The organism is Xanthomonas sp. LF07-6, from assembly GCF_034105445.1.
Taxonomy (GTDB): Bacteria; Pseudomonadota; Gammaproteobacteria; order Xanthomonadales; family Xanthomonadaceae; genus Xanthomonas_A; species Xanthomonas_A sontii.
Genome location: NZ_JAXGGI010000001.1, coordinates 730,799 through 757,418, shown reverse-complemented (window position 1 = coordinate 757,418; position 26,620 = coordinate 730,799). Strand labels below are relative to the sequence as shown.

At 70.2% G+C, this 26,620-nt stretch carries 17 protein-coding genes; 10 read left to right on the top strand and 7 right to left on the bottom strand.

Annotated features, from left to right (window positions below; translation table 11 throughout):
• Positions 1 to 191: 191 nt before the first annotated feature.
• Entirely contained in the window at positions 192 to 947 is a 756-nt protein-coding gene (locus SLW56_RS03085) for a helix-turn-helix transcriptional regulator (protein ID WP_320694343.1), read from the bottom strand.
• A 91-nt stretch (positions 948 to 1,038) separates the two neighbouring features.
• Here SLW56_RS03085 and SLW56_RS03080 point away from each other — a divergent pair, with 91 nt between their 5' ends.
• Positions 1,039 to 1,488 (top strand): nuclear transport factor 2 family protein, encoded by a 450-nt coding sequence (locus SLW56_RS03080; protein ID WP_152239381.1) that lies wholly within the window; start codon positions 1,039 to 1,041, stop codon positions 1,486 to 1,488.
• Positions 1,489 to 1,573: 85 nt separating this feature from the next.
• Here SLW56_RS03080 and SLW56_RS03075 read toward each other — a convergent pair whose 3' ends face one another.
• The 5 genes from SLW56_RS03075 to SLW56_RS03055 form a co-directional block, all read right to left on the bottom strand.
• Positions 1,574 to 4,678, bottom strand: a complete 3,105-nt coding sequence (locus SLW56_RS03075) for an error-prone DNA polymerase (protein WP_320694401.1) — start codon at positions 4,676 to 4,678, stop codon at positions 1,574 to 1,576.
• A gap of 104 nt (positions 4,679 to 4,782) precedes the next feature.
• Positions 4,783 to 6,207 carry a DNA polymerase Y family protein gene (locus tag SLW56_RS03070; protein ID WP_320694342.1) on the bottom strand — a complete coding sequence of 475 codons (1,425 nt, stop codon included), beginning with the start codon at positions 6,205 to 6,207 and terminating at the stop codon, positions 4,783 to 4,785.
• 10 nt (positions 6,208 to 6,217) lie between these two features.
• A complete protein-coding gene (gene imuA / locus SLW56_RS03065) occupies positions 6,218 to 6,838 on the bottom strand; it encodes a translesion DNA synthesis-associated protein ImuA (RefSeq protein ID WP_320694341.1) in 621 nt (206 codons plus the stop codon).
• Positions 6,838 to 7,446 (bottom strand): transcriptional repressor LexA, encoded by a 609-nt coding sequence (gene lexA / locus SLW56_RS03060; protein WP_320694340.1) that lies wholly within the window; start codon positions 7,444 to 7,446, stop codon positions 6,838 to 6,840. The genes imuA and lexA overlap by 1 nt, the downstream gene beginning before the upstream one ends.
• 75 nt (positions 7,447 to 7,521) lie before the next feature.
• The gene (locus SLW56_RS03055; protein WP_320694339.1) at positions 7,522 to 8,763 is read right to left on the bottom strand and encodes a citrate synthase family protein; all 1,242 of its coding nucleotides are present in this window, start codon (positions 8,761 to 8,763) and stop codon (positions 7,522 to 7,524) included.
• A 119-nt stretch (positions 8,764 to 8,882) separates the two neighbouring features.
• Between SLW56_RS03055 and prpB the strand changes: the two genes are divergently transcribed.
• The 6 genes from prpB to prpF all read left to right on the top strand — a co-directional run bounded on the left by prpB (position 8,883) and on the right by prpF (position 16,388).
• Complete coding sequence (gene prpB / locus SLW56_RS03050; RefSeq protein WP_010342451.1) at positions 8,883 to 9,770, top strand: methylisocitrate lyase; 888 nt, start codon at positions 8,883 to 8,885, stop codon at positions 9,768 to 9,770.
• Between the two features lie 31 nt (positions 9,771 to 9,801).
• Positions 9,802 to 10,407, top strand: a complete 606-nt coding sequence (locus SLW56_RS03045; protein WP_152239387.1) for a DUF1003 domain-containing protein — start codon at positions 9,802 to 9,804, stop codon at positions 10,405 to 10,407.
• Between the two features lie 40 nt (positions 10,408 to 10,447).
• A complete protein-coding gene (gene prpC, locus SLW56_RS03040; protein WP_320694338.1) occupies positions 10,448 to 11,611 on the top strand; it encodes a 2-methylcitrate synthase in 1,164 nt (387 codons plus the stop codon).
• A 394-nt stretch (positions 11,612 to 12,005) separates the two neighbouring features.
• Positions 12,006 to 14,621, top strand: coding sequence for a Fe/S-dependent 2-methylisocitrate dehydratase AcnD (gene acnD / locus SLW56_RS03035; protein WP_320694337.1), 2,616 nt, complete (start codon positions 12,006 to 12,008; stop codon positions 14,619 to 14,621).
• Positions 14,622 to 14,687: 66 nt separating this feature from the next.
• Entirely contained in the window at positions 14,688 to 15,155 is a 468-nt protein-coding gene (locus tag SLW56_RS03030) for an SRPBCC family protein (RefSeq protein ID WP_320694336.1), read from the top strand.
• A 39-nt stretch (positions 15,156 to 15,194) separates the two neighbouring features.
• Complete coding sequence (prpF, locus tag SLW56_RS03025) at positions 15,195 to 16,388, top strand: 2-methylaconitate cis-trans isomerase PrpF (RefSeq protein ID WP_320694335.1); 1,194 nt, start codon at positions 15,195 to 15,197, stop codon at positions 16,386 to 16,388.
• 59 nt (positions 16,389 to 16,447) lie between these two features.
• Here the strand turns inward: prpF and SLW56_RS03020 are convergent, their stop codons facing one another.
• Entirely contained in the window at positions 16,448 to 16,978 is a 531-nt protein-coding gene (locus SLW56_RS03020; protein WP_320694334.1) for a hypothetical protein, read from the bottom strand.
• A 655-nt stretch (positions 16,979 to 17,633) separates the two neighbouring features.
• Here SLW56_RS03020 and SLW56_RS03015 point away from each other — a divergent pair.
• From SLW56_RS03015 to SLW56_RS03005, 3 genes are all read left to right on the top strand, one after another.
• Positions 17,634 to 19,853, top strand: coding sequence for a TonB-dependent receptor (locus SLW56_RS03015; RefSeq protein ID WP_017912164.1), 2,220 nt, complete (start codon positions 17,634 to 17,636; stop codon positions 19,851 to 19,853).
• Positions 19,854 to 19,929: 76 nt separating this feature from the next.
• Entirely contained in the window at positions 19,930 to 20,919 is a 990-nt protein-coding gene (locus tag SLW56_RS03010) for a nucleoside hydrolase (protein WP_320694400.1), read from the top strand.
• Between the two features lie 783 nt (positions 20,920 to 21,702).
• Complete coding sequence (locus SLW56_RS03005) at positions 21,703 to 26,592, top strand: alpha-2-macroglobulin (RefSeq protein WP_320694399.1); 4,890 nt, start codon at positions 21,703 to 21,705, stop codon at positions 26,590 to 26,592.
• The last annotated feature ends 28 nt before the right edge of the window (positions 26,593 to 26,620 follow it).

The window sequence follows — 26,620 nt, the reverse complement described above, 5'->3', positions numbered from 1 at the left end:
TGTACTCAGGGTTGTACAAGAATTTGTACGCTCGCTGGGAGGTCTATCAATGGACATTATCAAATTGCACTGATGGTGGCTGGCGATCTTCAGTCGAGCGGATGGTGCTGTATTTGAACGCGTTGGGCTCACAGCCCGCTCACGCCAGCGCTCGATACCGCAGGCATGCCCGAAGGTCCGCTTATCCTGCGTCAGGAAGGCAGCGCCACCGCCTCGTCTTCAAACCGGCGAATGCCCAGTTCGGCGAACAGGCCGGCCCAGCCGAGATCGGTCACGACGAATGCGCGCGAGCCGTCGACGCGGCGCAGCCAGTGTCGGGCCGTGAACTGATCGAGCAGGGCGGCGCCCAGGGCGCCGGCGAGGTGGTGGCGGCGTTCGGTCCAGTCCAGGCAGCGCCGGGCCTGGGCGCGGCGGCCTTGGGCAAGCTGTGGCAGATCCACGCCCATGCGCGCGAACCATGCCGCGCCTTCGGAAGAGACGGCGTAGCGTGTGGTGTCGTCGTCGCCGGTCAGCCAGGCGCGCTGTTCCAGTGCCTCGGTGATCGCCACGCCGAGACGCCCGGCGAGGTGGTCGTAGCAGCAGCGTGCCAGGCGCAGCGATTGGGCGTCGCGATGCGGGGTGCGGCGGCGTGATGTCTGTGGTGGCGCGAGAGTGGCCAGCGTCTCGAGCACGGTGGCGACGTGCGCGTTGGCCAGGCGGTAGTAGCGGTGGCGGCCCTGGACCTCGACCGCCAGCAGGCCGCCGTCCAGCAGCTTTGCCAGGTGCGCGCTGGCGGTCTGCGGGGTGACGCCGCCGGCGAAGGCCAGTTCGCCGGCCGGCAGTGCGCGTCCATCGACCAGCGCCATCAGCATGGCGGCGCGGGCCGGGTCGGCGATCAGGAACGCGGTCGCTGCCAGCTTAGGGTGTTCCAGATGCATCGTCACGCTCCCGATGGACGTGGTGATCATAGGACTGGCCGCGCCGCGACGTTTCGATGCGCGCCGAAACGATGTGCCTGGCGGATTCCTAGACTGCGCGGATTCCCATCGGAGCCTGCCGATGCAGACGAACGAAACGTCGCCGAACCCCACCGAGCGCGATGCGCACCTCGTGTTCGAACATTGGCATCGGCATGTGGTCGCGCGCGATCTGCCGGAGTTGATGGAGTTGTATGCGCCGGATGCGCGGTTGGAATCGCCCTTGGCCTATGTGGCGTCGGCGACGCGCCAGGACGGGCGGTTGCAGGGCCGCGATGCCATCGCCGCGTTCTTCGCCGCGTCCTTCGCCCAGCCCGAGAACGGCCTGGGCCGCTGGTACCGCAGCGGCCGCCGGCATGTGTCGGGGCGGCAATTGGTCTGGGAGTATCCGCGCGAAACCCCGCAGGGCGACCAGGTCGATCTGGTGGAGGTGATGGATCTGGACGCTGCCGGATTGATCGCCTGCCACCGCGTGTACTGGGGCTGGAAAGGCGTGCAGACGTTGCTAGCGGCGTTGGGCAAGCAGTCCTGAGCTTGCAGGTAGTCCTATCGCGCGGCAGCGAGTGGTTGCGCGTGCGCCGGCGTCGCCTCGATCTGGCACGCAACGCGGTGCCGCGTCAGTGGAAATCCCGGCTGCGGATATCCAGGCCGAGCAGCATGGGCGTCAGGTCTTCCAGGTGGGCGGCGATCAGGTGGCGGACCTTGCCTTCGGTCTCGACGCGACCGCGTACCAGCAGCAGCCGGGATTCGAGCAGGGCCTGGCGCTGGCGTTCGGCCAGGCGTCGCCACACCACCACGTTGACCAGGCCGTGCTCGTCCTCGAGGGTGACGAAGGTGACGCCGCTGGCGGTCTGCGGGCGCTGGCGCATGGTCACCAGGCCGGCGATGGCGACGGCGCTGGCATGCGGCAGTGCGTGCAGTTCGCCGGAGTGGCGGTAGCGGCGCGCGCGCAGTTGCGCGCGCAGCAGGCTCAGCGGATGCTTGCCCAGGGTAGTGCCGAGCGTCGCGTAGTCGGCGCGGATGTCTTCGCCCTGGCTGGGCAGCGGCAGCGCGACCTGTTGCTCGGGCGTCGCTGCGAGCGCTTCGAACAGGGGGCGCTGCGCTTCGACGCCGGCCACGGCCCAGCGAGCACGATGGCGATGGCCGGCCAGCGCTTTCAACGCGCCGGCGTCGGCGAGCGCGGCGCGCGCCTTGTCGTCGAGCGCGGCGCGGTGGCACAGGTCGGCGAGGTCGTGGAACGGGGCCTGCGCGCGCGCCTGCTGCAAACGCAGCGCGGCGTCCTCGGCCAGGCCGCGGACCATGCGCAGGCCCAGGCGGATCGCCGGCTGCACCTCGGGATCGGGGCTGTGCGCTTCCAGGCTGCATTCCCAGTCGCTGTAGCGCACGTCCACCGGCCGCACCTGCAGGCCGTGGCGGCGCGCGTCCTGCAGCAACTGGTCGGGGCTGTAGAAGCCCATCGGCCAGCTGTTGATCAGCGCGCAGGTGAAGGCGGCCGGTTCGTGGCACTTGAGCCAGCAGCTGGCGTAGGTGAGCAGGGCGAAACTGGCGGCGTGGCTTTCGGGAAAGCCGTAGCTGCCGAAGCCCTTGATCTGCTCGAACATGCGTCCGGCGAATTCGGCGGTGTAGTTCCTCTCCAGCATGCCCTGCAACAACTTGTCGCGATGCGGTTCCAGCCCGCCGTGGCGTTTCCAGGCCGCCATCGAACGGCGCAACTGATCGGCCTGGCCCGGCGTGTAGCCGGCGGCGACCACCGCGAGTTGCATCACCTGTTCCTGGAATAGCGGCACGCCAAGCGTGCGTTTGAAGACCTCGCGCAACTCGTCTGGCAGATCGTCGGTGGCCTCCTCGCCGCTGCGCCGGCGCAGATACGGATGCACCATGCCGCCCTGGATCGGGCCGGGGCGCACGATCGCCACCTGGATGACCAGGTCATAGAACTCTTTCGGCTGCAGCCGCGGCAGCATCGCCATCTGCGCGCGCGATTCGATCTGGAACACGCCGATGGTGTCGGCGCGTTGGATCATCGCGTAGGTCTGCGGGTCTTCGGCAGGGATGGTGGCGAGCGTGTAGTCGCAGCCGCGGTGTGCGCGCAGCAGGTCCAGGGTGCGCCGCAGCGCGCTGAGCATGCCCAGCGCGAGCACGTCGACCTTCATCAGCCCGACCAGTTCCAGGTCGTCCTTGTCCCACTGGATCACCGTGCGCTCGGCCATGGTCGCGTTCTCCACCGGCACCAGGGTGTGCAGCGCATGCTCGGAGATGACGAAGCCGCCGGGATGCTGCGAAAGGTGACGCGGGAAGCCGATCAGTTGGCCGGCGAGCACCAGCAGCCGGCGCATCACCGGCGTGTCCGGGTCGAAGCCGCGTTCGCGCAGCAGTTCCTGTGCCGACTCCACCGGATCGCGCTGGCCCAGCGCGGACGACAGCGCGTCGACGGTGTCGCTGGGCAGGCCCAGTGCGCGCGCCACGTCGCGCACCGCGCTGCGCGTGTGGTAGCTGATCGCCACCGCGGCCAGTGCGGCGCGCTCGCGGCCGTAGTGGCGGAAGATGTACTGGATCACTTCCTCGCGGCGCTCGTGCTCGAAATCGATGTCGATGTCCGGCCGCTCCTTGCGTTCCTCGGAGATGAAACGCTCGAACAACATGCCGATGCGGTCCGGATCGATCGCGGTGATGCCCAGCGCGTAGCACACCGCCGAGTTCGCCGCCGAGCCGCGGCCCTGGCACAGGATGTCCTTGGAGCGCGCGAAGCGCACCAGGTCGTAGACGGTGAGGAAGTAGGACTCGTACTTCAGCCGCTCGATCACGCCGAGTTCGTGTTCGATCAGGCGCCGCGCCTTGTCCGGCACGCCGTGCGGCCAGCGCTCGGCCGCGCCGCGTTCGGTGAGGATGCGCAGCCATTGCGTGGGCGTGTGCCCGGGGGGCACCAGTTCGTGCGGGTATTCGTACTGCAGTTGGCCGAGGTCGAACGTGCAGCGCTGGGCAATGCGCACGGTTTCGGCGAGCAGTTCCGGCGGATACAGCGTCGCCAGCGTGGCGCGCGGGCGCAGGTGGCGTTCGCCGTTGGGATACAGGTGGGCGCCGGCTTCGTGTAGCGGCAGGCGCTGGCGGATCGCGGTCAAGGTGTCCTGCAACGCGCGGCGGCCGCGCGCATGCATGTGCACGTCGCCACTGGCCACGGCCGGTAGCTGCAGCGCATGCGCCAACTGCAGGCGCGCCTGCAGCAGCGCGGCGTCGTCGGGACCGCGCAGCAGTTCCACCGCCAGCCAGAGCCGCTGCGGGAAGCGCGCCTGCAGCCAGACACCGTCCGCGGCGTCGTCGCCATCGCCGCGCGGCAGCCACAGGCACAGCAGGCCGGCGCCGTCGTCCGCGCTGGCCAGATCCTCGCGCAGCGCGCGGTAGCTGCCTTTGTCGGCGCGGCGCCGGGCCAGGGTGATCAGCCGGCACAGCCGCTGGTAGCCGTGCAGGGTCTCGGCCAGCAGCACCAGCTTGGGGCCGTGCTCGAATTGGATCTCGCTGCCGACGATGAGGTGCAGGCCCATGTCCCGGGCCGCCTGCCACGCGCGCACGATGCCGGCCAGGCTGCATTCGTCGGTGATCGCCAGGGCGCGGTAGCCATGGTGCAGCGCGCGCTCGCACAGTTCCCAGGGATGCGAGGCGCCGCGCTGGAAGCTGAAGTTGGACAGGCAATGCAGTTCGGCGTAGTCGGGCAGGGTGGAGTCCACAGGAGTGGACGGCACGCTGGCGGCGGGCGCGCTGGTTGGCGCAGGGGCAGGCGTCGGCAGCAGCCGCAGGCGCGGCGGCATGCGCGGATGCGGCGGGGTGTGGCTCATGCGAACCAGCCGTGCAGCATCAGTGCGTCCGGCGCGTCGGCCGGGGCGAAGGCCCAGGCGCGCTGGCCCTGGCGGGTGCGCACGACGTAGTAGTCGCGACGCACGTCGCCATCGTCCCACCAGCCGCTCTCGATGCGCTCCGGACCGGCCAGACGCTCGGGCGCGCGCTCGCGCAGCGGAATTGGCTGCTGCAGCAGCCAGCCGGGGCGTGGCGGTGCGTCGGCGGCGGGTGTGGCCGTGCTGCGCGCCGTGCTGGATTCGGCGCGCCAGGCCAGTTCCGGGCGATGGTCGGCGTGCGCGCGCAGGCCGTGCACGGCGTCGTCGCCCAGGCGCGCGCGCAGGCGTTCGCGCAGTTGCTCCCACGGCAGCGCCTGTTGCGCGCGCTCGTCGAACAGTTCGCGCGCAGCCGGCACGAACGGCGGCAGTTCGTCGGCATACAGGCGCAGCGCCTGCACCGATGCCGGCACGCTGGCCTGCTGCAGGCGCCCGCGCGCCAGTTCGAACAGCATCGCCGCATCGCGCTCGGCGGCGAGCAGGCCCACCGGCACCACGCTCGGTTCCAGATCCTCGTGTTCCAGCAGCAGGCGGAAGCGCTGCACGCCGCCGTCGCGTCCGGCCAGGAACGCGGCCAGGTCCTGGGTCAGGCGACGCAGCGGGAACAGCAGCGCTTGGTTGGATTCGGTGGCATAGCCCAGTTCCACGCGCGCATCGAAGCGGTCCGGCGGCAGGTAGTACTGCAGCGGCAGCGGCGCCTGCCCGCGCAGCGCATCCAGGTGCTGCAGCAGGGCCGGCGGATAGCGCCGCGCCAGCGCGGTGCGCGGCAGTGCGAACAGCTGCTGCAGGCGGCGCAGGCCCATCCGCGCGAAGCCCTCGGCCAGGGCCGGCGACAACCCGGCGCGGGCGATCGGCAACTGCCCCAGCGCGCGCTGCAGCGCGGCGTTGTCGAGCAGGGCGATGCCGTCGTGGGCATTGACCAGCGCGCGCGCGGCCAGCGGATGCGGCGCGACCACGATGCGGTGGCGGAAGCCCAGCGCGGTCAGTTCCTCGCGCAGTCGCGCCTCGAAACGCGGCCACGGCCCGAACAGGCCGAGGCTGGCTTCGATCTCAAGTAGCAGCGCGCCGGGGTAGTCGGTGCTGACCAGCGAACTGAAGCGGTACGCCCACGCCGCAAGGAACTGCTGGCTGCGGCGGCTTTCTTCGGCATCGTGCAGGGCGGTGGCGAAGCGATCGCACAGGGCCTGCGCGGTGACCAGCGATTGTCCGGGGCGCAGGCCGCGGGCGCGCGCGGCGGCGTTGACCGCCTTCAGCGTGCGCCGCTGCGGCGGACCGTCGAGCAGCGCCAGCGGTTCGTCCGGTGATGGCCAGCGGCGCAGGACGGTGTCCAGCGCCAGTTGCGGCAACAGGATGCAGGCCCAGCGCACGGCAGCGGCCTCACCCGGTCGCCAGGGCGGACAGCGCGATCGGCTGCGCCGGCGGCAGCCCGCCGCGGCACTTGAGCACGCGCAGTTGCGCCGGCGCGGCGTCGATGGCGATGCGCAGCGCGGCCGGCGACGGATTGGCGGCGGCCTTCAGCGGCCGGTAGGCGAAGCCCAGGGTGCGCCCGGTCTCGGCGGCCACCTGCAGCCGGCGCAGGGTCTTGTCGCCGGCCAGCCCCGGCCAGCACAGCACCGCCGCGCAACTGCCGGCGCGCAGGCACTGTTCGGCGGCCCAGGCCGCGTCGGCGCCGGCACGGACGATCTGCAGCTGCGCCAGCGCCACCCCGGCCTGCGCCCAGGCGGCGGGGTAGGGCAGGTAGGGCGGGTCGACCAGCACGATGCGACCACCGCCCTGCGACAGCCGCGCCAGCGTCGGCCACAGCAGCTGCAGTTCGCCGATGCCGTCGGCGGCGTGCAGCAGCTCGGTCAGCGCCATCTCCGGCCAGCCGCGCGCGGGCAGCACCGCGTCCAGCGCGGCGTGCCCGGTGGGCTGGGCGCTGGGCGGCAGCGCCGTCGGCTGGCCGCGCCAGACCAGGCGTTCGGCCAGCAGGCGGTCGAGGGCGACGACGGCGGCCATCAGCCGGGCCGGATCAGGCCGCAGTAATGCCCTTCGATGGCGAAGTCCTGCCCGTGAGCGACCACGATCGGCGCATAGGCGGGATTGCGCGGCAGCAGCGCGATGCCGTTGCCATCGGCGCGGTAGCGCTTGATGGTGAGCTCGCCGTCCAGCCGTGCCACCACGATCTGGCCGTTGTGCGCATCGGCGGCGCGGCGCACCCCGACCAGGTCGCCGTCGAGGATGCCGTCGTCGATCATCGAATCGCCCTGCACCCGCAGCAGGTAGTCCGGGCGCAGCGCGAACACCGCGCGGTCCAGGCGCAACTGCTGGTCCAGGCCGATGTCGGCACCGATCGGCGCGCCGGCGGCGACCCGACCCAGCACCGGCAACTGCAGCAGTTCGCTGCGGCTGCCGGCCTGCGCCGGGCGCAGGCTGCGCGCCTGCTGCGGCACCTGCTCCAGCAAGCCGGCCTCGACCAGCGCCTGCACGTGCTTGCGCGCGGCATTGCGCGAGGCGAAGCCGAAGCGTTCGGCGATCTCGGCCAGGCTCGGCGGCCGCCCGTCCTGCTCGGCGCAGGCATGGACGTAGGCGAGGATGGCGGCGCGCTGCGGGGACAGGGTGGTCATGGTGTACATTTGTACACCGAGGGCGCGGCCTTGGCGAGATGGGGCGCTGAACGCGTTCGGCGTCTCTCGGCGGTGTCAGCCGCGCCCAGCGCCATCCTCCGGCATCGCCCCGGTGTAGCGCGCCCGTGGCCGGATCAGCTTGCCCAGGGCCTGCTGCTCCAGGGCGTGGGCCAGCCAGCCGGCCTGGCGGGCGGCGGCGAACAGCACCAGGGCGTGCGCGGCGGGCAGGTCGTGGACGAAGCAGAGCGCGGCCAGCAGGCAGTCGATGTTCGGGCGCTGGCCGCTGCAGTCCTGGGCGGCGGCGATCACCGTTTCCACGTGCTGCATGCGCGCGCTGCCGGCGCTGCGTTCGCGCAGCAGGCGCAGCACTTCGGCCGCGCGCGGGTCGCCGTCGGGATACAGGGCGTGGTGGAAGCCGGGCAGGTCGTCGCCGCGCTGCCAGCGTTCGGCGATCAGGGCGGTGGCGCTGGGCGCGTCCTGGGCGTCGCGCAGCAGGGCGTGGGCGCGGGCGGTGGCGCCGCCGTGGCGCGGGCCGGACAGCGCGGCCAGGCCGGCGCTGACGGTGGCGTGCAGCGGCGCGCCAGTGGAGGCGACCACGCGGGCGGCGAAGGCGGAGACGTTGAGTTCGTGGTCGGCGCACAGCAGCAGCGCGGCGCGCACCAGTTCGGCGAAGTCGGCGTCGCCGGGACGCCAGTGGTCGGCGATCAGGCGATGCAGCGGGCGCGCGTCCGGCGCGGTGCCGACCAGCAGCGTGGCGTTCTGCCGCAGCAGGGTGGCGGCGATCTCGCGGCGCACACCGGGGGCGGCGTTGAGCGACTGGCGCAGGTCCAGGGCCAGCAGCGGGATGCAGGCCATGGCGCGTTCCAGCGGCGGCAGCGCGGCATGGCCGGCCAGCGGCGCCACTACCTCCGGCCAGGGCGCGACCGGGGCGCTGGCGAACGGGTCTTCGCCCTCCGAGCAGTCCCACAGCAGCCGCGCGACGTCCTCCAGGCTGGCGCCGGCGCGCACCATGGCCACCGCCGAGCGCCCGCGATAGTAGGGGCCGTCGGGGCGGATCAGCGAGATCCGCGTCTCCAGCACCGGCAGGCCGCGGTCCAGGCTCTGTGCGGCACCGCGCGCGGCGCCGCGGCCGGCGCGCTTGCGCTGCGCCAGCCGCTCCACTTCGGCCCGCAGGTAGGCGCGGCTGCGGTGGTCGGGACCGGCGCGCGAGCTGAGCAGGCCGCGGCTGACGTAGGCGTACAGGGTGGCGCTGCTGATGCCGAGCAGGGCGCAGGCCTGCGCGGCGGAGATCAGGTTGCGGTCGGGGCTGTCGGACATGAAGGGACGATAGGTTGATTCATTGAATCAAGATTGATCCATGCCGGCGAGAGTGCCAGATTGGCGCCCATCGCGGAACGCCCGGCGGGGCGCCACCGCCTCTTCGTCAGGAGCCGTCCATGTCCCTCGTTTCCCCCGGCGCCGGTTTCCGCGCCGCCCTGGCCGCCGAAGCGCCGTTGCAGGTGATCGGCGCGATCAACGCCAACCATGCGCTGCTGGCGCAGCGCGCCGGCTACAAGGCCATCTACCTGTCCGGCGGCGGCGTTGCCGCCGGCTCGCTGGGCCTGCCGGACCTGGGCATCAACACACTTGAAGACGTGCTGATCGACGTGCGTCGCATCACCGACGTGTGCCCGCTGCCGCTGCTGGTGGACATCGACACCGGCTTCGGGCCGAGCGCGTTCAACATCGAACGCACCATCAAGGCGCTGATCAAGGCCGGCGCGGCGGCCTGCCACATCGAGGACCAGGTCGGCGCCAAGCGCTGCGGTCACCGCCCGGGCAAGGAGATCGTCAGCCAGGGCGAGATGGTGGACCGGGTCAAGGCCGCGGCCGATGCCAAGACCGATCCGGACTTCTTCCTGATCGCGCGCACCGACGCGATCCAGACCGAGGGCGTGGACGCGGCGATCGAACGCGCCATCGCCTGCGTGGAGGCCGGCGCCGACGGCATCTTCGCCGAGGCCGCGTACGACCTGGACACCTACCGCCGTTTCGTCGACGCGGTGAAGGTGCCGGTGCTGGCCAACATCACCGAGTTCGGCAAGACCCCGCTGTTCACCCGCGACGAACTGGCGTCGGCCGGCGTGGCGATCCAGTTGTTCCCGCTGTCGGCGTTCCGCGCCGCCAACAAGGCCGCCGAGGACGTGTACACCGCGATCCGCCGCGACGGCCATCAGCAGGGAGTGCTGGAGCGCATGCAGACCCGCGAGGAGCTGTATGAGCGCATCGGCTACCACGCCTTCGAGCAGCGCCTGGATGCGCTGTTCGCCGGCAAGGGCGCATGATCGGCGGCGATTTTCCTGCCCGGGCCTGCCCATGAATACCCACGCCAGCGCTGCCTCGTTCCTGCGCAGCCGCATCGACCGCCGCCAGACCGCGCGGCAGCTGCTGCAGACCGAACTGGACAAGCTGTCCGAGGCCGAGCGCGAGGTGGTGGAGCGCTTCATCGCCAAGCGCCACGTGGCCCGCGACATCGTCACGCAGGCCGACCGCGACCGCTCGCTGGGCGAGCGCGTCGCCGACCGCGTCGCCGCGATCGGCGGCAGCTGGACGTTCATCATCGGCTTCTGCGTGGTGCTGCTGGGCTGGATCGTGCTCAACAGCCTGGTGCTGGCGCACGCCTTCGATCCGTATCCCTACATCCTGCTCAACCTGTGCCTGTCGTGCCTGGCCGCGATCCAGGCGCCGGTGATCATGATGAGCCAGAACCGCCAGGCGGCGGTGGACCGCCTGCATGCGCAGAACGACTACGAAGTGAACATCAAGGCCGAGCTGGAGATCCTGCAGGTGCACGAGAAGCTCAACCAGCTGCGCGAGCAGGACTGGGCGACGCTGGTGGATCAGCAGAACCGCCAGATCGCCATGCTGCAGCAACTGCTCGAGCGCGCCGGGGCCTGGCCACCGGCGCCGCACGCCCCCTGATCCACTGCGTCCATCCGACCGCAACACCGGGAGATTCGCCATGAACGACACCGCTCCGCAGACCGCCCCTACCTTCAAGCCGAAGAAATCGGTGGCCCTGTCCGGCACCGCCGCCGGCAACACCGCGCTGTGCACGGTGGGCCGCAGCGGCAACGATCTGCACTACCGCGGCTACGACATCCTGGACCTGGCGCGCAGCAGCCAGTTCGAGGAGATCGCCTACCTGCTGGTGCACGGCAAGCTGCCCAGCAACAGCGAGCTGCGCGGCTACAAGGCCAAGCTGCGCTCGCTGCGCGGCATCCCGGCCGCGGTCAAGGCCGCGCTGGAGCAGTTGCCGCCGTCGGCACATCCGATGGACGTGATGCGCACCGGCGTGTCGGTGCTGGGCTGCGTGCAGCCGGAGAAGGACGACCACAACCATCCCGGCGCGCGCGACATCGCCGACAAGCTGATGGCCAGCCTCGGTTCGATGCTGCTGTACTGGTACCACTACAGCCACAACGGCCGGCGCATCGAGGTGGAGACCGACGACGATTCGATCGGCGGGCATTTCCTGCGTCTGCTGCACGGCTTCAAGCCGCACGAGGAATGGGTGCAGGCGATGCACACCAGCCTGATCCTGTACGCCGAGCACGAGTTCAACGCCTCCACCTTCGCCTGCCGGGTCATCGCCGGCACCGGCAGCGACATGTACAGCGCCATCGCCGGCGGCATCGGCGCGCTGCGCGGGCCCAAGCACGGCGGTGCCAACGAGGTCGCCTTCGAGGTGCAGAAGCGCTACGACACCCCGGACGAGGCCGAGGCCGACATCCGCGCGCGGGTCGAGCGCAAGGAAGTGATCATCGGCTTCGGCCACCCGGTGTACACGGTGTCGGACCCGCGCAACCAGGTCATCAAGGACGTGGCGCGCGAACTGTCCGAGGCGCAGGGCAGCCGCAAGATGTACGACATCGCCGAGCGGCTGGAGACGGTGATGTGGGACATCAAGAAGATGTTCCCGAACCTGGACTGGTTCAGCGCGGTCAGCTACCACATGATGGGCGTGCCGACGGCGATGTTCACTCCGCTGTTCGTGATCGCCCGCACCGCCGGCTGGAGCGCGCACATCATCGAGCAGCGCGTCGACGGCAAGATCATCCGCCCCAGCGCGCACTACGTGGGGCCGGAGGATCAGGCGTTCGTGCCGATCGATCAGCGCAAGTGATGCGCCTGCACGCCTCGACCCCGAGTGACACTCCCCTCTCCCATCGGGAGAGGGGTCGGGGGTGAGGGCACGGGCGCAGCCTCGTGGTGTTGGGTTGCACAGGGCTTCGCTCGTACCTCATCCGCCCCTCATGAGGAATCGGATTGCACCAGGCTTCGCCTCTTACCCTCATCCGCCCTCATGAGGAGACTGAGTGCACTAGGCTTCGCTCGTACCCTCATCCGCCCGCATGAGGAATCGGATTTCACCAGGCTTCGCCCGTACCCTCATCCGCCCCTCATGAGGAATCGGATTGCACCAGGCTTCGCCCCGTACCCTCATCCGCCCCTTCGGGGCACCTTCTCCCGAAGGGAGAAGGGGTCCTGTCTTCGCTTTTTTTCTACTGTAGCCAGCCATGAACAGCCACTACCGTAAATCCCTTCCCGGCACCGCGCTGGACTACTTCGACGCGCAGGCCGCAGTCGATGCGATCAGCCCGGGCGCCTATGCCGGCCTGCCCTATGTGGCGCGGGTGTTCGCCGAGAACCTGGTGCGTCGCTGCGATCCAGATCTTCTGCAGGATGCCTTGCTGCAGTTGATCGAGCGCCGCCGCGACCTGGATTTTCCGTGGTTTCCGGCGCGGGTGGTGTGCCACGACATCCTCGGCCAGACCGCGCTGGTCGACCTGGCGGGACTGCGCGATGCCATCGCCGAGCAGGGCGGCGATCCGGCCAAGGTCAATCCGGTGGTGCCGGTGCAGTTGATCGTCGATCACTCGCTGGCGGTGGAGTGCGGCGGCGACGATCCGCAGGCCTTCGCCAAGAACCGCGCGATCGAGGATCGCCGCAACGAGGACCGCTTCCACTTCATCGACTGGAGCAAGCGCGCGTTCCGCAACGTGGACGTGATCCCGCCGGGCAACGGCATCATGCACCAGATCAACCTGGAGAAGATGTCGCCGGTGATCTACGTGCACGATGGCGTCGCCTTCCCCGATACCTGCGTGGGCACCGACAGCCACACTCCGCACGTGGATGCGCTGGGCGTGATCGCCATCGGCGTCGGCGGGCTGGAAGCGGAGAGCGTGATGCTCGGCCGCGCCTCGTGGATGCGCCTGCCGGACATCGTCGGCGTGGAGCTGAGCGGCCGGCCGCAGCCCGGCATCACCGCCACCGACGTGGTGCTGGCGCTGACCGAGTTCCTGCGCCAGGAGCGTGTGGTCGGCGCGTATCTGGAATTCCTCGGCGAAGGCGCCGCCGCGCTGACCATCGGCGACCGCGCCACCATCTCCAACATGTGCCCGGAATACGGTGCCACCGCGGCGATGTTCTACATCGACCAGCAGACGCTTGACTACCTGCGCCTGACCGGGCGCGAGGAAGCGCAGGTGGCGCTGGTGGAACAGTACGCGCGCATCACCGGGCTGTGGGCCGATGCGCTGGCCACCGCGCAGTACGAGCGCGTGCTGCGCTTCGACCTGTCGCAGGTGGTGCGCAACATGGCCGGCCCCAGCAACCCGCACAAGCGCGTGGCGACCACCGAACTGGCCGCGCGCGGCATCGCCGACGCCACCAAGCTGGCCGCCGGCCAGGCCGAGCAGGCGCAGGGGCGCATGCCCGACGGCGCGGTGATCATCGCTGCCATCACCAGTTGCACCAACACCTCCAACCCGCGCAACGTCATCGCCGCCGGCCTGCTGGCGCGCAATGCGCGCGCGCGCGGCCTGGCCCGCAAGCCATGGGTGAAGACCTCGCTGGCGCCCGGTTCCAAGGCGGTGCAGCTGTACCTGGAAGAGGCCGGCCTGCTGCCGGACCTGGAGGCGTTGGGCTTCGGCATCGTCGCCTTCGCCTGCACCACCTGCAACGGCATGAGCGGCGCGCTGGATCCGCGCATCCAGCAGGAGATCGTGGAGCGCGACCTGTACGCCACCGCGGTGCTGTCGGGCAACCGCAACTTCGACGGGCGCATCCATCCCTACGCCAAGCAGGCGTTCCTGGCCTCGCCGCCGCTGGTGATCGCCTACGCCATCGCCGGCACGGTGCGCTTCGACATCGAGAAGGACGTGCTGGGCACCGACGCCGACGGCCGCGAGGTGCGGCTGAAGGACATCTGGCCCAGCGACGCCGAGATCGATGCGGCGGTGCGCGCCGCGGTGAAGCCGGAGCAGTTCCGCCGCGTCTATGCGCCGATGTTCAACGTGCGCGTGGAGCAGGGCGCGCCGGTGGCGCCGCTGTACGCCTGGCGCCCGCGCAGCACCTACATCCGCCGCCCGCCGTACTGGGAAGGCGCGCTGGCCGGCGAGCGCACGCTGCGCGGCATGCGCGCGCTGGCGGTACTCGGCGACAACATCACCACCGACCACCTGTCGCCGTCCAACGCGATCCTGGCCGACAGCGCCGCCGGCGAATACCTGGCGCACATGGGCGTGCCGGAGGAGGACTTCAATTCCTACGCCACCCATCGTGGCGACCACCTCACCGCGCAGCGCGCCACCTTCGCCAACCCGAAGCTGATCAACGAAATGGCGGTGGTCGATGGCAAGGTGCAGCAGGGCTCGCTGACCCGGCTGGAGCCGGACGGGCAGGTGCTGCGCATGTGGGAGGCGATCGAGACCTACATGGCGCGCAAGCAGCCGCTGATCGTGATCGCCGGCGCCGACTACGGCCAGGGTTCCTCGCGCGACTGGGCGGCCAAGGGCGTGCGCCTGGCCGGGGTCGAGGCGATCGTGGCCGAGGGCTTCGAGCGCATCCACCGCACCAACCTGATCGGCATGGGCGTGCTGCCGCTGCAGTTCCTGCCGGGCACCACGCGCACGACCCTGGGCATCGACGGCAGCGAGACCTTCGACGTGGTCGGCGCGCGCACCCCGGGCGCCACGCTGATCCTGCGCATCGTGCGCAAGGACGGCGGCGTGGTGGAGGTGCCGGTGCTGTGCCGCCTGGACAGCAACGAGGAAGTGTCCATCTACGAGGCCGGCGGCGTGCTGCAGCGCTTCGCCCAGGATTTCCTCGAGGACGCCCGCAGCGCCTGAGCCGGCTGCCGCTGTCATCGGGCGCGTGCCATGCTGGCCGCGCCCGCCACCGCCGAGGAGACCGCCATGACCACGTCCGCCGCCACCACCGGAAACGTCCACCTGCATCGCGTGCTGCGCGCGCCGGCCGAACGCGTCTACCGCGCCTTCCTGGAGCCGGCGGCGCTGGCCAAATGGCTGCCGCCGCATGGCTTCGTCGCCACCGTGCATGCGCTGGACGCGCGGGTGGGCGGCAGCTTCCGGATGAGCTTCACCAACCTCGGCACCGGCACCAGCAGTGCCTTCGGCGGCACCTATCTGGAACTGGTGCCCGGCCAGCTGATCCGCCATACCGACCGCTTCGACAACCCGGACCTGCCCGGCGAGATGATCGTGACCGTGCGGCTGCGGCCGGTGGCCTGCGGCACCGCGCTGGAGATCGTGCAGGAGGGCATCCCGCCGCAGATCCCGGTGGAGTTCTGCCATCTCGGCTGGCAGGAGTCGCTGGCCCTGCTGACGCAACTGGTCGAACCCGAAATTCCCGATTCGCCCTGATCCGCCGTCTCTTCTTTTCGTACGCACCCCGGAACCGCCATGGCCCACGCTCCGCAACTCCGCATCCCCGCCACCTACATGCGCGGCGGCACCTCCAAGGGCATGTTCTTCCGCCTGCAGGACCTGCCCGCGGCGGCGCAGACGCCGGGCTCGGCGCGCGACGCGCTGCTGCAGCGGGTGATCGGCAGCCCCGATCCCTATGCCAAGCAGATCGACGGCATGGGCGGGGCCACCTCCAGCACCAGCAAGGCCGTGATCGTGGCGCCGAGCACGCGCCCGGACCACGACGTGGACTATCTGTTCGGCCAGGTGGCGATCGAGCGCGCCTTCGTGGACTGGAGCGGCAACTGCGGCAATCTGTCCGCCGCGGTGGGACCGTTCGCGATCGCCGCCGGGTTGGTGGATCCGGCGCGGATTCCGCGCGATGGCGTGGCCACGGTGCGGATCTGGCAGGCCAACATCGGCAAGACCATCGTCGCGCAGGTGCCGATGACCGACGGCGCGGTGCAGGAGACCGGCGATTTCGAGTTGGACGGGGTGACCTTCCCGGCGGCGGAGATCGCGCTGGAATTCCTCGACCCGGCCGCCGACGAGGACGGCGCCGGCGGCGCCATGTTCCCCACCGGCAACCTGGTCGACACGCTGGAGGTGCCCGGCGTCGGCAGCTTCCAGGCGACCCTGATCAACGCCGGCATTCCCACGATCTTCCTCGAGGCGCAGGCGCTGGGTTACCTGGGCACCGAACTGCAGGACGCGATCAACGGCGATGCGCAGGCGCTGCAGCGCTTCGAGACCATCCGCGCGTACGGCGCGCTGCGCATGGGCCTGATCGCCACCCTGGACGATGCGGCGACCCGCCAGCACACGCCCAAGGTCGCCTTCGTCGCGCCGCCGGCCGACTACACCGCTTCCAGCGGCAAGCCGGTGGCGGCTGCCGACATCGACCTGCTGGTGCGGGCGATGTCGATGGGCAAGCTGCACCACGCGATGATGGGCACCGCGGCGGTGGCGATCGGCACCGCCGCGGCGATCCCCGGCACCCTGGTCAACCGCGCCGCCGGCGGCGGCAAACGCACCGCGGTGCGCTTCGGTCACCCCTCGGGCACCTTGCGGGTCGGCGCCGAGGCGCGCCAGGTGGACGGCCAGTGGACCGTCACCAAGGCCTTGATGAGCCGCAGCGCGCGCGTGCTGATGGAAGGCTGGGTGCGGGTGCCGGAGACGCCGGCGGGCTGAGCTGGCAGGCCGTGCGCAGGCACAGCTCCGCACGGCGCTGCCAACGCTGGCGGGACCGCTCAACTGCAGTCCGCGTTGAGCGACGGGTAGGCCGTGTTGAGCAGCCACTTGCCCGCCGTGCCTTTCGCGCCTGGAGAGTTGGCGTACCAGAAGCAGACCTTGACCGGGGTGAACTCGGTCCACTCGGTGCAGATGTTGTTCTTGCCGACTGCGGTGCAGGTCCAGCCCGACGTGACGCCGACGGTGGCCGCATCGGCGATGTCCCTTTTGCCGCCGCTGGTGCCGCATTCGGCATGTGTGCCGGCTGCGCCACGCCAAGTGTCGAACGCGCCCTTGAAGGTCGCCCAGTTGGCGAAGGCCGATTTCCCAAGCTGGCTCTGGTCGCCGCTTTTCGGAAGCTGGCTCTGTGCATCGCGCATGTGCAGGCCGACATGGCCGCCCTGGCCGCCGGCAGCGCGGTTGGCGGTATCGGACGCGGCGCTGGCAATGATGTTGTCCTTGTCGGCGCAGGGGGTGAGGGCTTGGGCGGAGCAGGCGACCAGCGTCGCGCAGAACGCGGCGACGAGGGACAGGGATCGGGGTGTGAACATCGGGGTCTCTCCAGGGCAGCGCGGATGCGCGCTCTTCAGACGTCAGTAGCGGTCGCTGTGTGAAGCGGCGCGCGGTATGCGATGCGATTTCGTGCGGCCCGGGTGGACTTGCGGCAGCGTGATGGCCTTTTGCCGCTGGCCTTTCGGTCGCGGGCGCAGGACATGCGGTTTGGTGTGGGCGTTTGGAAGAGCGGCGTGGCATGGATGGAGCATCGTCGCGGCGGGTTGGTGCCACCCGTGCGCCAAAGCGGTCTGGAGCCTGAGGACTTCGCGCGTCGGGACTGAAGTCCCCCCCACAAGGCATCTCGCGGTTCCATGCTCCGCCGCCGCCGCCGCCGCCGCCGCCGCCGCCGCCGCCGCCGCCGTCGTCACCGGCGACTGCGACTGCGCGCTGTGCATGCCCTTGTGGGAGGGACTTCAGTCCCGACGCGACCAAAAGCGGCTGCGGCCATCCGAGAAGGGAAGCCGGCCCGGGCCGGCAGGCGAGCAGCCCCCGCATCAGCCCCGCTTTTGCCAATCCCGACTCCCCAATCCCAAATCCCCACCCCGGCAGATGACGCCAGCCGCCACAGCTTGTATATTTTGTGTTAATTATGCTGCGGCGCGGCAAGGACTCGGCGCGCTCCCGATCACGTCCACCCATCCCGGAGTTCCCATGTCTGCCAGTTGGTCGCTGCGCGCCAGTGCGCTTGCCGTTGCCGTCGTTTCCGCGCTTTCGTTCCCCGCCGCCGCCCAGCAGGCGGACAGCACCGACGGGGTCGCCCGTCTGGACACGATCAAGGTCACCGCCGAGCGCCGCGCCGAGGACTCCAAGGACGTGCCGGTGTCGGCCAGCGTGCTGCGCCCGGAATACCTGGACGCCATCGCCACCAGCGGCTCGGACGTGCGCGTGCTCGCCGGCAAGGCGCCCAGCCTCAACGTCGAGTCGTCCAACGGCCGCGTGTTCCCGCGCTTCTACATCCGCGGCTACGGCAACACCGACTTCAACACCTACGCCTCGCAGCCGGTGTCGCTGATCTATGACGACGTGGTCGCCGAGAACGCGTTCCTGAAGGGCTTCCCGATCTTCGACCTGCAGAGCCTGGAAGTGCTGCGCGGTCCGCAGGGCACGCTGTTCGGCCGCAACACCCCCGCCGGCGTGGTCAAGTTCAACTCGGTCAAGCCGACCATCGGCGCCAACGACGGCTACGCCAGCCTGTCCTACGGCACCTACGGCACCATGACCATGGAAACCGGCCTGAGCGTGGCCATGGGCGACAAGTGGGCCGCGCGCCTGTCGGCGCTGGGCCAGCGCCGCGGCGACTGGGTCGACAACACCATCGACAACCGCTCCTTCGAAGGCTACATGGACTCGGCGGTGCGCCTGCAGGTGCTGTTCCAGCCGGGCGAGGACTTCAGCGCGCTGTTCAACGCGCACGCGCGCCACCTCGACGGCACCGCGCGGCTGTTCCGCGCCAACATCTTCCAGCCGGGCACCAACCAGCTGGTCGCCGGCTTCGACCCGGACAAGGTGTCCATCGACGGCAAGAACACTCAGGAACTGCAGACCTACGGCGGCAGCGCCAACCTGACCTGGGACCTGGGCGACATCGTGCTGCACTCGATCACCGGCTACGAGGGCATCGGCAAGTACTACAGCCGCGGCGACATCGACGGCGGCTACGGCGCGGTGTTCGCGCCGCCGTCCGGCCCCGGGGTGATCCCGTTCCCGGTGGAGACCGCCGGCGGCATCAAGAACCTGGACCAGTACTCGCAGGAGCTGCGCGCCGAGTCGCAGTACACCGGACCGCTGAACTGGCAGGCCGGTCTGTACTACTTCCACGATTCGGTGGAAGGCGAGAACTACACCTACAACACCCTGGCCGGCGGCACCCTGTCCAGCTATCAGTTGACCCGCCAGCGCAACACCTCGTGGGCGGCGTTCGGCTCGCTGAACTACGCGGCCACCGAGCGCCTGAACCTGCGCGCCGGTATCCGCTACACCTACGACAAGAAGACCTTCGACGTGCTCGCGCTGGACCGCGTGACCCTGCAGCAGCCCTCCAGCGGCAGCACCGACAATTCCAAGGTCACCGGCGATCTCAGCGCCACCTACACCATCAACGACGACGTCAACGTCTATGCGCGCGCCGCCCGCGGCTTCCGCGGCGCCAGCTTCGGCGTGCCGTCGGCCACCGCGCCGCTGACCGTGGCCGCGCCGGAGACCGTGGATTCCTACGAGATCGGCATCAAGTCCGACCTGTTCGACAAGCGTGCGCGCCTGAGCTTCGACGTCTACGACTTCAAGGTGAAGAACCAGCAGCTGACCGCGGTCGGCGGCGCCTCCAACGACGTGCGCCTGCTCAACGCCAAGGCCTCCAAGGCGCGCGGCGCCGAGTTCGACTTCGAAGCGCTGCTGACCCAGAACCTGCGCATGACCCTGGGCGGCGCCTACAACTGGACCCGCATCGAGGATCCGACCCTGTCGGTGGGCGTGTGCCGCACCTGCACCGTGACCGATCCGATCAACGCCTCCGGCCGCGCGCTGATCGACGGCAACGTGCTGCCGCAGGCGGCCAAGTGGATGGGCAACGCGACCCTGCGCTACGGCATCCCGGTCGGCGACGACGCCGAGTTCTTCTTCTTCACCGACTGGTCCTACCGCAGCGAGATCAACTTCTTCCTGTACGACTCGCGCGAGTTCGTCGGCCAGCCGCTGCTCGAGGGCGGTGCCAAGATCGGCTACAACTGGGGCGCCGGCGCGTACGAAGTCTCGGTGTTCTGCCGCAACTGCACCAACCAGATCCGCGCCACCGGTGCGATCGACTTCAACAACCTCACCGGCTTCATCAACGATCCGCGCATCGTCGGCGCACAGTTCCGCGCCAACTTCTGATTCGCGGCCTCGCCGTCGCAACACCGACCGCCGGCTATCATGCCGGCGGTTCTTTTTTTGGGAGACGCGCATGCGCGTGCTGAAGCAATGGGCGGCGTCGGCGCTGCTGATCGCGGCCACCTGGGCGGCCGATGCGGTGGCGGCGCCAGCGCCAACGACGAGCGCACCGGTGCAGAAGGTGGTGGTGTCCACCGACGTCGGCGACGACATCGACGATGCATTCGCGCTGGCACTACTGTTGCGCAGCCCGGAGCTGCAGGTGCTGGGCATCGCTTCGGCCTGGGGTGACACCGGCCTGCGCGCACAACTGCTGCAGCGGCTGCTGCAGCAGGCCGGCCGCAGCGAGATTCCACTGGCGATCGGCCAGCGCACCGACAGCACGATTCCCTTCAGCCAAGCGCGCTGGGCAGCCAAGGGTACGCTGCCGCGCAAGGCGCCGGATGCGGCGCAGTTCATCCTGGACCAGGCGCGGCGGCATCCCGGCGAGGTCACTCTGCTGGTGCTCGGCCCGCTGACCGACGCGGCGCGCGCGCAGCAGCGCGACCCGGCCGGTTTCGCGCAACTCAAGCAGGTGGTGTTGATGGGCGGCTCGGTGCGCGCGGGCTACGGCAAGTCGCGCTACCGTCCGTCGAATCCGCCGGCGGCCGAGTACAACATTGCCGCCGACATCCCCGCTGCGCAACGCGTGTTCGGCGCCGGCGTGCCGATCGTGATGCTGCCGCTGGACGCCACCCAGGTGACCCTGGAGGAGCCGGAGCGGGTGGCGCTGTTCGCCCATGGCGAGCCGCTGACCGATGCGCTGGCGCAGCTCTACTACCAGTGGCGCGACACCGACCAGCCCTGGGCCAGCGCCACCCCGACCCTGTTCGACGTGGTGCCGGTGGCGCAGTTGCTCGACCCGGGCCTGTGCCCCACCGTGCCGCTGCGCATCCTGGTCGACGACAAGGGCTATACCCGTGAGACGCCGACAGCGGACGCGCCGGGCGCCGCGGCCAATGCGCAGGTCTGCCTGGCGCTGGACCGGCCGCGGCTGATCGCGCTGTACATGCGGCGGATGCTGCACTGACGTGTCGTCGCGACGAGCGGGGCAGTTGGCTGCTTCGTTGTTTTGCAGTCGGGACTGAAGTCCCTCCCACAAGAGGTCTCGTGCCGCCGGTGCTGTGGGTGTCGGCATGGCGCATGGGATTGCCCGCTGTGGGAGCAGCTTCATCGCGACAAGCGGAGCCACTGGCCGATCCGTTGCGCTGCAGTCGGGACTGAAGTCCCTCCCACAAGAGGCTCGCGCCCTCGGTGCTGTGGGGGTCGGCATGGCGCATGGGATTGCCCGCTGTGGAAGCAGCTTCATCGCGACAAGCGGAGCCAGTGGCTGATCCGTTGCGCTGCAGTCGGGACTGAAGTCCCTCCCACAAGAGGCTCGCGCCGTGGGTGCTGTCGGCATGGGCGATCGGATTGGCTCCCCTGTGGGAGGGACTTCAGTCCCGACGAGTGGAGCCATCGGCGCCTCCACTGCCGCCGCGCCGGGACCGAAGTCCCTCCCACATGACCTCGAGCGAAGGTGCGCGGGTACTCAGGGTAAGAGCGGCTTCGGCCGCGACGGGTGTTCCCGGGGCTACCTGTCGCGGCCGATGGCCCGAAGCCATGTAGAGCTGGGGGGGCTCCACGGCGGCCGGTGGCGCGGTTGCGGTACGTGCTTCCGCGCCGACGGTGGCCTGCCGCGCACACGCCGACGGATGGCGCACCTTCGCCTCTCCAGCCGTCGCGCCGGCGCTTTATACTCGCGCCACATTCACGGAGCGAACGCATGCACACGGATTCGAAGCGGCGCTGGGCGGGCCTGCGCGCAGGGTTGATGGGAACGTTCTTGCTGCTGGGCCTGGCGTTGGCGCTGGGCGGCTGCAAGCGCAACGAATCCGGGCAGCTGCCCGAGGCCAGCGGCGAGCCGGTGAAGGGGCAGAAGGAAGCGATGAAGGGCTTCGGCCTGGTCCGCGCCTATCCCGACCAGAAGAGCGACGGGCTGTCGCTGGCGCTGGAGTTCTCGCGGCCGCTGGTCGGCACCCAGGATTTCGACAAGCTGCTGCGCTTCGAGGAGAAGGTCGGCACCGACGAGAGCGCCTGGTCGCTGTCCGACGACGGCAAGACCCTGCGCTATCCCTACGTGGAGGCGGCCAAGGACTACACCGTGGTGATCTCGGCCGACCTGCTGGCCGCCGACGGCAGCCGCCTGGGCAAGCCGCTCAAGCAGAAGGTCTACACCGGCGAGCTGACCCCGGCGGTCGGCTTCGCCTCGCAGGGCAGCGTGCTGCCGGCGCGCGAGAGCCGCGGGCTGCCGGTGGTCTCGCTCAACGTGCCGGAAGTGGACGTGGAGTTCATGCGGGTCAAGGAGGGCGCGCTGCCGACGTTCTTCGCCCAGTACCAGCGCGGCGGCCGCCGCGGCACCTGGGAACTGGACAGCGACTACGGCGAGCACACCCCGATCTCGCAGATGGCCGACTCGGTCTACGTCAACCGCTTCGTGCTCGGCGGCGACAAGAACGAGCGCGCGCTGACCTACCTGCCGATCCAGGAAATCAAGGAGCTGCAGGCGCCGGGCCTGTACTTCGCGGTGCTGCGCCGCCCCGGCAAGTTCGACAACGAATACGACACCGCCTTTTTCACCGTCAGCGACATCGGCCTGCACGCGCGCGCCTACAAGGACAAGCTGTTCGTGCACACCGCCTCGCTGCAGAGCGGCGAGCCGCTGAAGAAGGTGGAGCTGCGCGTGCTCGGCGCCGACGGCGAGCTGTTCCTCAAGGGCCAGACCGACGACAACGGCAACGCGCTGCTGAACTACACGCTCGACGCCGGCCAGGTGCTGGTGGCGCGCAGCGGCACCGACCTGTCGATGCTGCCGTTCAACCAGCCGGCGCTGGACCTGAGCGAGTTCGCGGTGGCCGGGCGCGAGAACGCCTGGTTCGACGTGTTCGCCTGGTCCGGCCGCGACCTGTACCGCCCCGGCGAGACCGTGCGGGTGTCGGCGCTGCTGCGCGACAACGACGGCAAGCCGGTGCCGACCACCGGCAAGGGCGCACAGCCGGTGTTCCTGCGGCTCAAGCAGCCCGACGGCAAGATCTTCCGCGAGACCCGGCTGCAGCCGGGCGAGCAGGGCTACTTCAGTTTTGAGCAGCTGATCCCCGCCGATGCGCCGACCGGGCGCTGGCAGGTGGAGTTCCGCACCGACCCGAACAGCAAGGAAGCGGTGCAGGGCATGACCCTGCGCATCGAGGAGTTCCTGCCCGAGCGCATGAAGCTGGACCTGGACAGCGCGCAGAAGACGCTCAAGCCGGGCGAGCCGTTCAAGCTGCAGGCCACCGCCGCCTACCTGTACGGCGCGCCGGCGGCGGGCAACCGCTTCACCGCCAAGCTGGCGGTGGCGGTCGAGCAGCATCCGGTGGAGGCGCTGCCGGGCTACTTCTTCGGCGACCCGACGCTGCAGTTGCCGCGCGAGGCCAAGGACGTGGTCGATACCGAGTTCGGCGCCGACGGCAAGCTCAGCGAGGACCTGGCGCTGCCCGACGAGGCCAAGCCGACCAGCACCATCGCCGCGCTGGTCTCGGCCAGCGTGTACGAGACCGGCGGCCGCACCGTCACCCGCACGCTCAAGCGCGTGCTGTGGCCGGCGCCGGCGCTGGTCGGCGTGCGCCCGCTGTTCGACGACAAGGACGGTGCCGACGCCAACGCCAACGCGCGCTTCGAGCTGATGCGGGTGGATGCGCAGGGCAAGCCGCAGCCGGCCAAGGGGCTGAAGGTGACCCTGGTGCGCGAGCTGCGCGACTACCACTGGGCGTTCGCCGACAACCGCTGGGACTACGACTTCACCCGTCGCTTCGAGAACAAGCAGACGCTCACCGTCGATGCCGGCGCCAGCGCCGCCAAGTTCGATTTCCCGGTGGAGTGGGGCGAGTACCGGGTGGACGTGTTCGACCCGGCCACCGGCCTGACCACGCGCTATCCGTTCCATGCGGGCTGGAGCTGGAACGACGACAACCGCGGCCTCGATGCGCGTCCGGACAAGGTCAAGCTGGCGCTGGACAAGACCGGCTACAAGGCCGGCGACACGCTCAAGGTCACTCTGACCCCGCCGCACGCCGGCCCCGGCCTGCTGATGGTCGAGAGCGACCGCATGCTGTACGTGCAGGACATCGACGTGAAGCCGGGCAGCACGTTTGAGATCCCGGTGACCAAGGACTGGGAGCGCCACGACGTCTACGTCACCGCGCTGGTGTTCCGCGGCGGCTCGGCACCGAGCAAGATCACCCCGGCGCGCGCGGTCGGCGTGGCCTACGTGCCGATGGACCGCAAGGCCCGGCGCGTGGCGGTGGGCCTGGTCGCGCCCAAGCAGATGCGTCCGGAGCAGCCGCTGCCGGTGACGGTGAGCGTGCCGGAACTGGCCGGCAAGCAGGCGCACGTGACCATCTCCGCAGTGGACGTGGGCATCCTCAACATCACCCGCTTCCCGGTGCCCGACGCCAATGCGCAGTTCTTCGCGCAGCGGCGCCTGGGCGTGGATGCGTACGACATCTACGGCCGGGTCATCGAGAGCTTCGAGGGCGGCACCGGCAAGCTGCGCTTCGGCGGCGACATGGCGCTGGCGGCATTGCCGCAGGCCAAGCGGCCGACCGCGCGGGTGCAGACAGTGGACCTGTTCTCCGGTCCGGTGCAACTGGACGCCAAGGGCAACGCCCGCGTGCAACTGCCGGTGCCGGACTTCAACGGCACCCTGCGCGTGTCGGCGCTGGTCTATTCGGACGAGCGCTACGGCAACCGCGACGTGGAGACCCTGGTGCGCGCGCCGATCGTGGCCGAGGCCAGCATGCCGCGGGTGATGGCGCCGGGCGACCGCAGCACGGTGACCCTGGACGTGCAGAACTTCACCGGCCAGCCGGGCGAGTTCAAGGTGCGCGTGGACGGCGAAGGCCCGCTGGCGATCGCCGACAACGCACGCAGCGCCAAGCTGGGCAAGGACGGCAAGGCCACGCTGAGCTTCCCGCTGGTGGCGCAGGAGGGCTACACGGTGGCCAAGGTGCGGGTGCGGGTGGAAGGCAATGGCTATGCCGCCGACCGCCGCTACGACCTGCCGGTACGCGCGGCGTGGCCGTCGGTGCTGCGCACGCAGACCCGCGTGCTGGACACGCTGGCGCCGGTGACGCTGGGCGCCAGCGATGCCGAAGGCCTGATGGCCGGCTCGGTCAACGCGCGCATGCTGGTCAGCGCCTTGCCGCCGATTCCATTCGCCAGCGCCCTGCAGGGCGCGCTGGAATACCCCTACGGCTGCGCCGAGCAGACCACCAGCAAGGGCTACGCCGCGCTGCTGCTCGACGACGCCACCGCGCGCCTGCTCGGGGTCAAGGGCCTGGATGCGGCCACGCGCCGCGCGCGCATGGAAGGTGCGTTCGGGCGGCTGGCCTCGATGCAGGTGTCCAGCGGTCACTTCTCGATGTGGGGCGACGACGGCTACGTCAATCCGGGGCTGACCCCGTACATCGCCGAGTTCCTGCTCGACGCCAAGGACGCCGGTTTCGCGGTGCCCGACAACGTGCTGCAGAAGGCGTTGAACCGGCTCAGCGAGGACCTGCTGTCCGGCGGCAACAACTTCTACGGCCAGGACCGCCGCGAGAACCTGAAGTTCGCCAACCAGGCCTGGTCCGGCTACGTGCTGGCGCGGGTCAACCGCGCGCCGCTGGGCACGCTGCGCGCGCTGTACGACAACGACCGCAGCAAGGCGCTGACCGGCCTGTCGCTGGTGCACCTGGGCGTGGCGCTGTCGCTGCAGGGCGACAAGAAGCGTGGCGAGGCGGCGATCGCCGCCGGTTTCGCCAAGGACAGCGCCGACCGGCCGCGCTACTTCGGCGACTACGGCAGCGTGGTCCGCGACGACGCGCTGATGATCGCGCTGCTGCACGAGCGCGGCCTGGCCAAGCCCGAGTACGACGCGCGGGTGATGGCGCTGGGCCGCGAGCTGGACGCGCGCCGCCGCGGCGGCTGGCTGTGGCTGAGCACGCAGGAGCAGGTGGCGCTGGCGCGCATGGGCAAGGCCTTGCTCAACAGCCAGACCGCGCAGGTGTCCGGGCAGTTGAGCATCGGCGACAGCAGCGAGGCGATCGCCCCGGCCAAGGCCTTCGGCCGCCAGTTCGGCGAGGCCGAGCTGGCGCGCGGCGTGCACTTCGTGCCGCAGGGCCAGCCGCCGCTGTACGCCAGCCTGGAAATCGCCGGCGTGCCGCGCACCCCGCCGGCGGCCGACGACAGCACGCTGAAGGTGGAGCGCAGCTTCTACGGCACCGACGGCAAGCCGTGGACGCCGCAGCCGTTGAAGGAAGGCGAGGCGCTGATCGTGCGCGTCACCATCACCTCCGACACCAGCATGCCCGACGCGTTGCTGACCGACCTGCTGCCGGCCGGCCTGGAGATCGAGAACTTCAACCTGGGCGACGCCAAGCAGTGGGCCGACGTGGTGGTGGACGGTATCGAGATCAGCGACCGCTCCAACGCCGCCGACGTCAAGCACGAGGAGTTCCGCGACGACCGCTACGTGGCCGCGCTGAGCCTGTCGGCGGGCAGCAAGGCGCAGGTGTTCTACCTGGTGCGCGCGGTGACCCCGGGCACCTACACGGTGCCGCCGTCGCTGGTCGAGGACATGTACCGCCCCGACCTGCGCGGGGTGGGGCGCAGCAACCCCGGCACGATCAACGTCGTGCAGCCCTGACGAAAGCCCCCCTCTCCCTCCGGGAGAG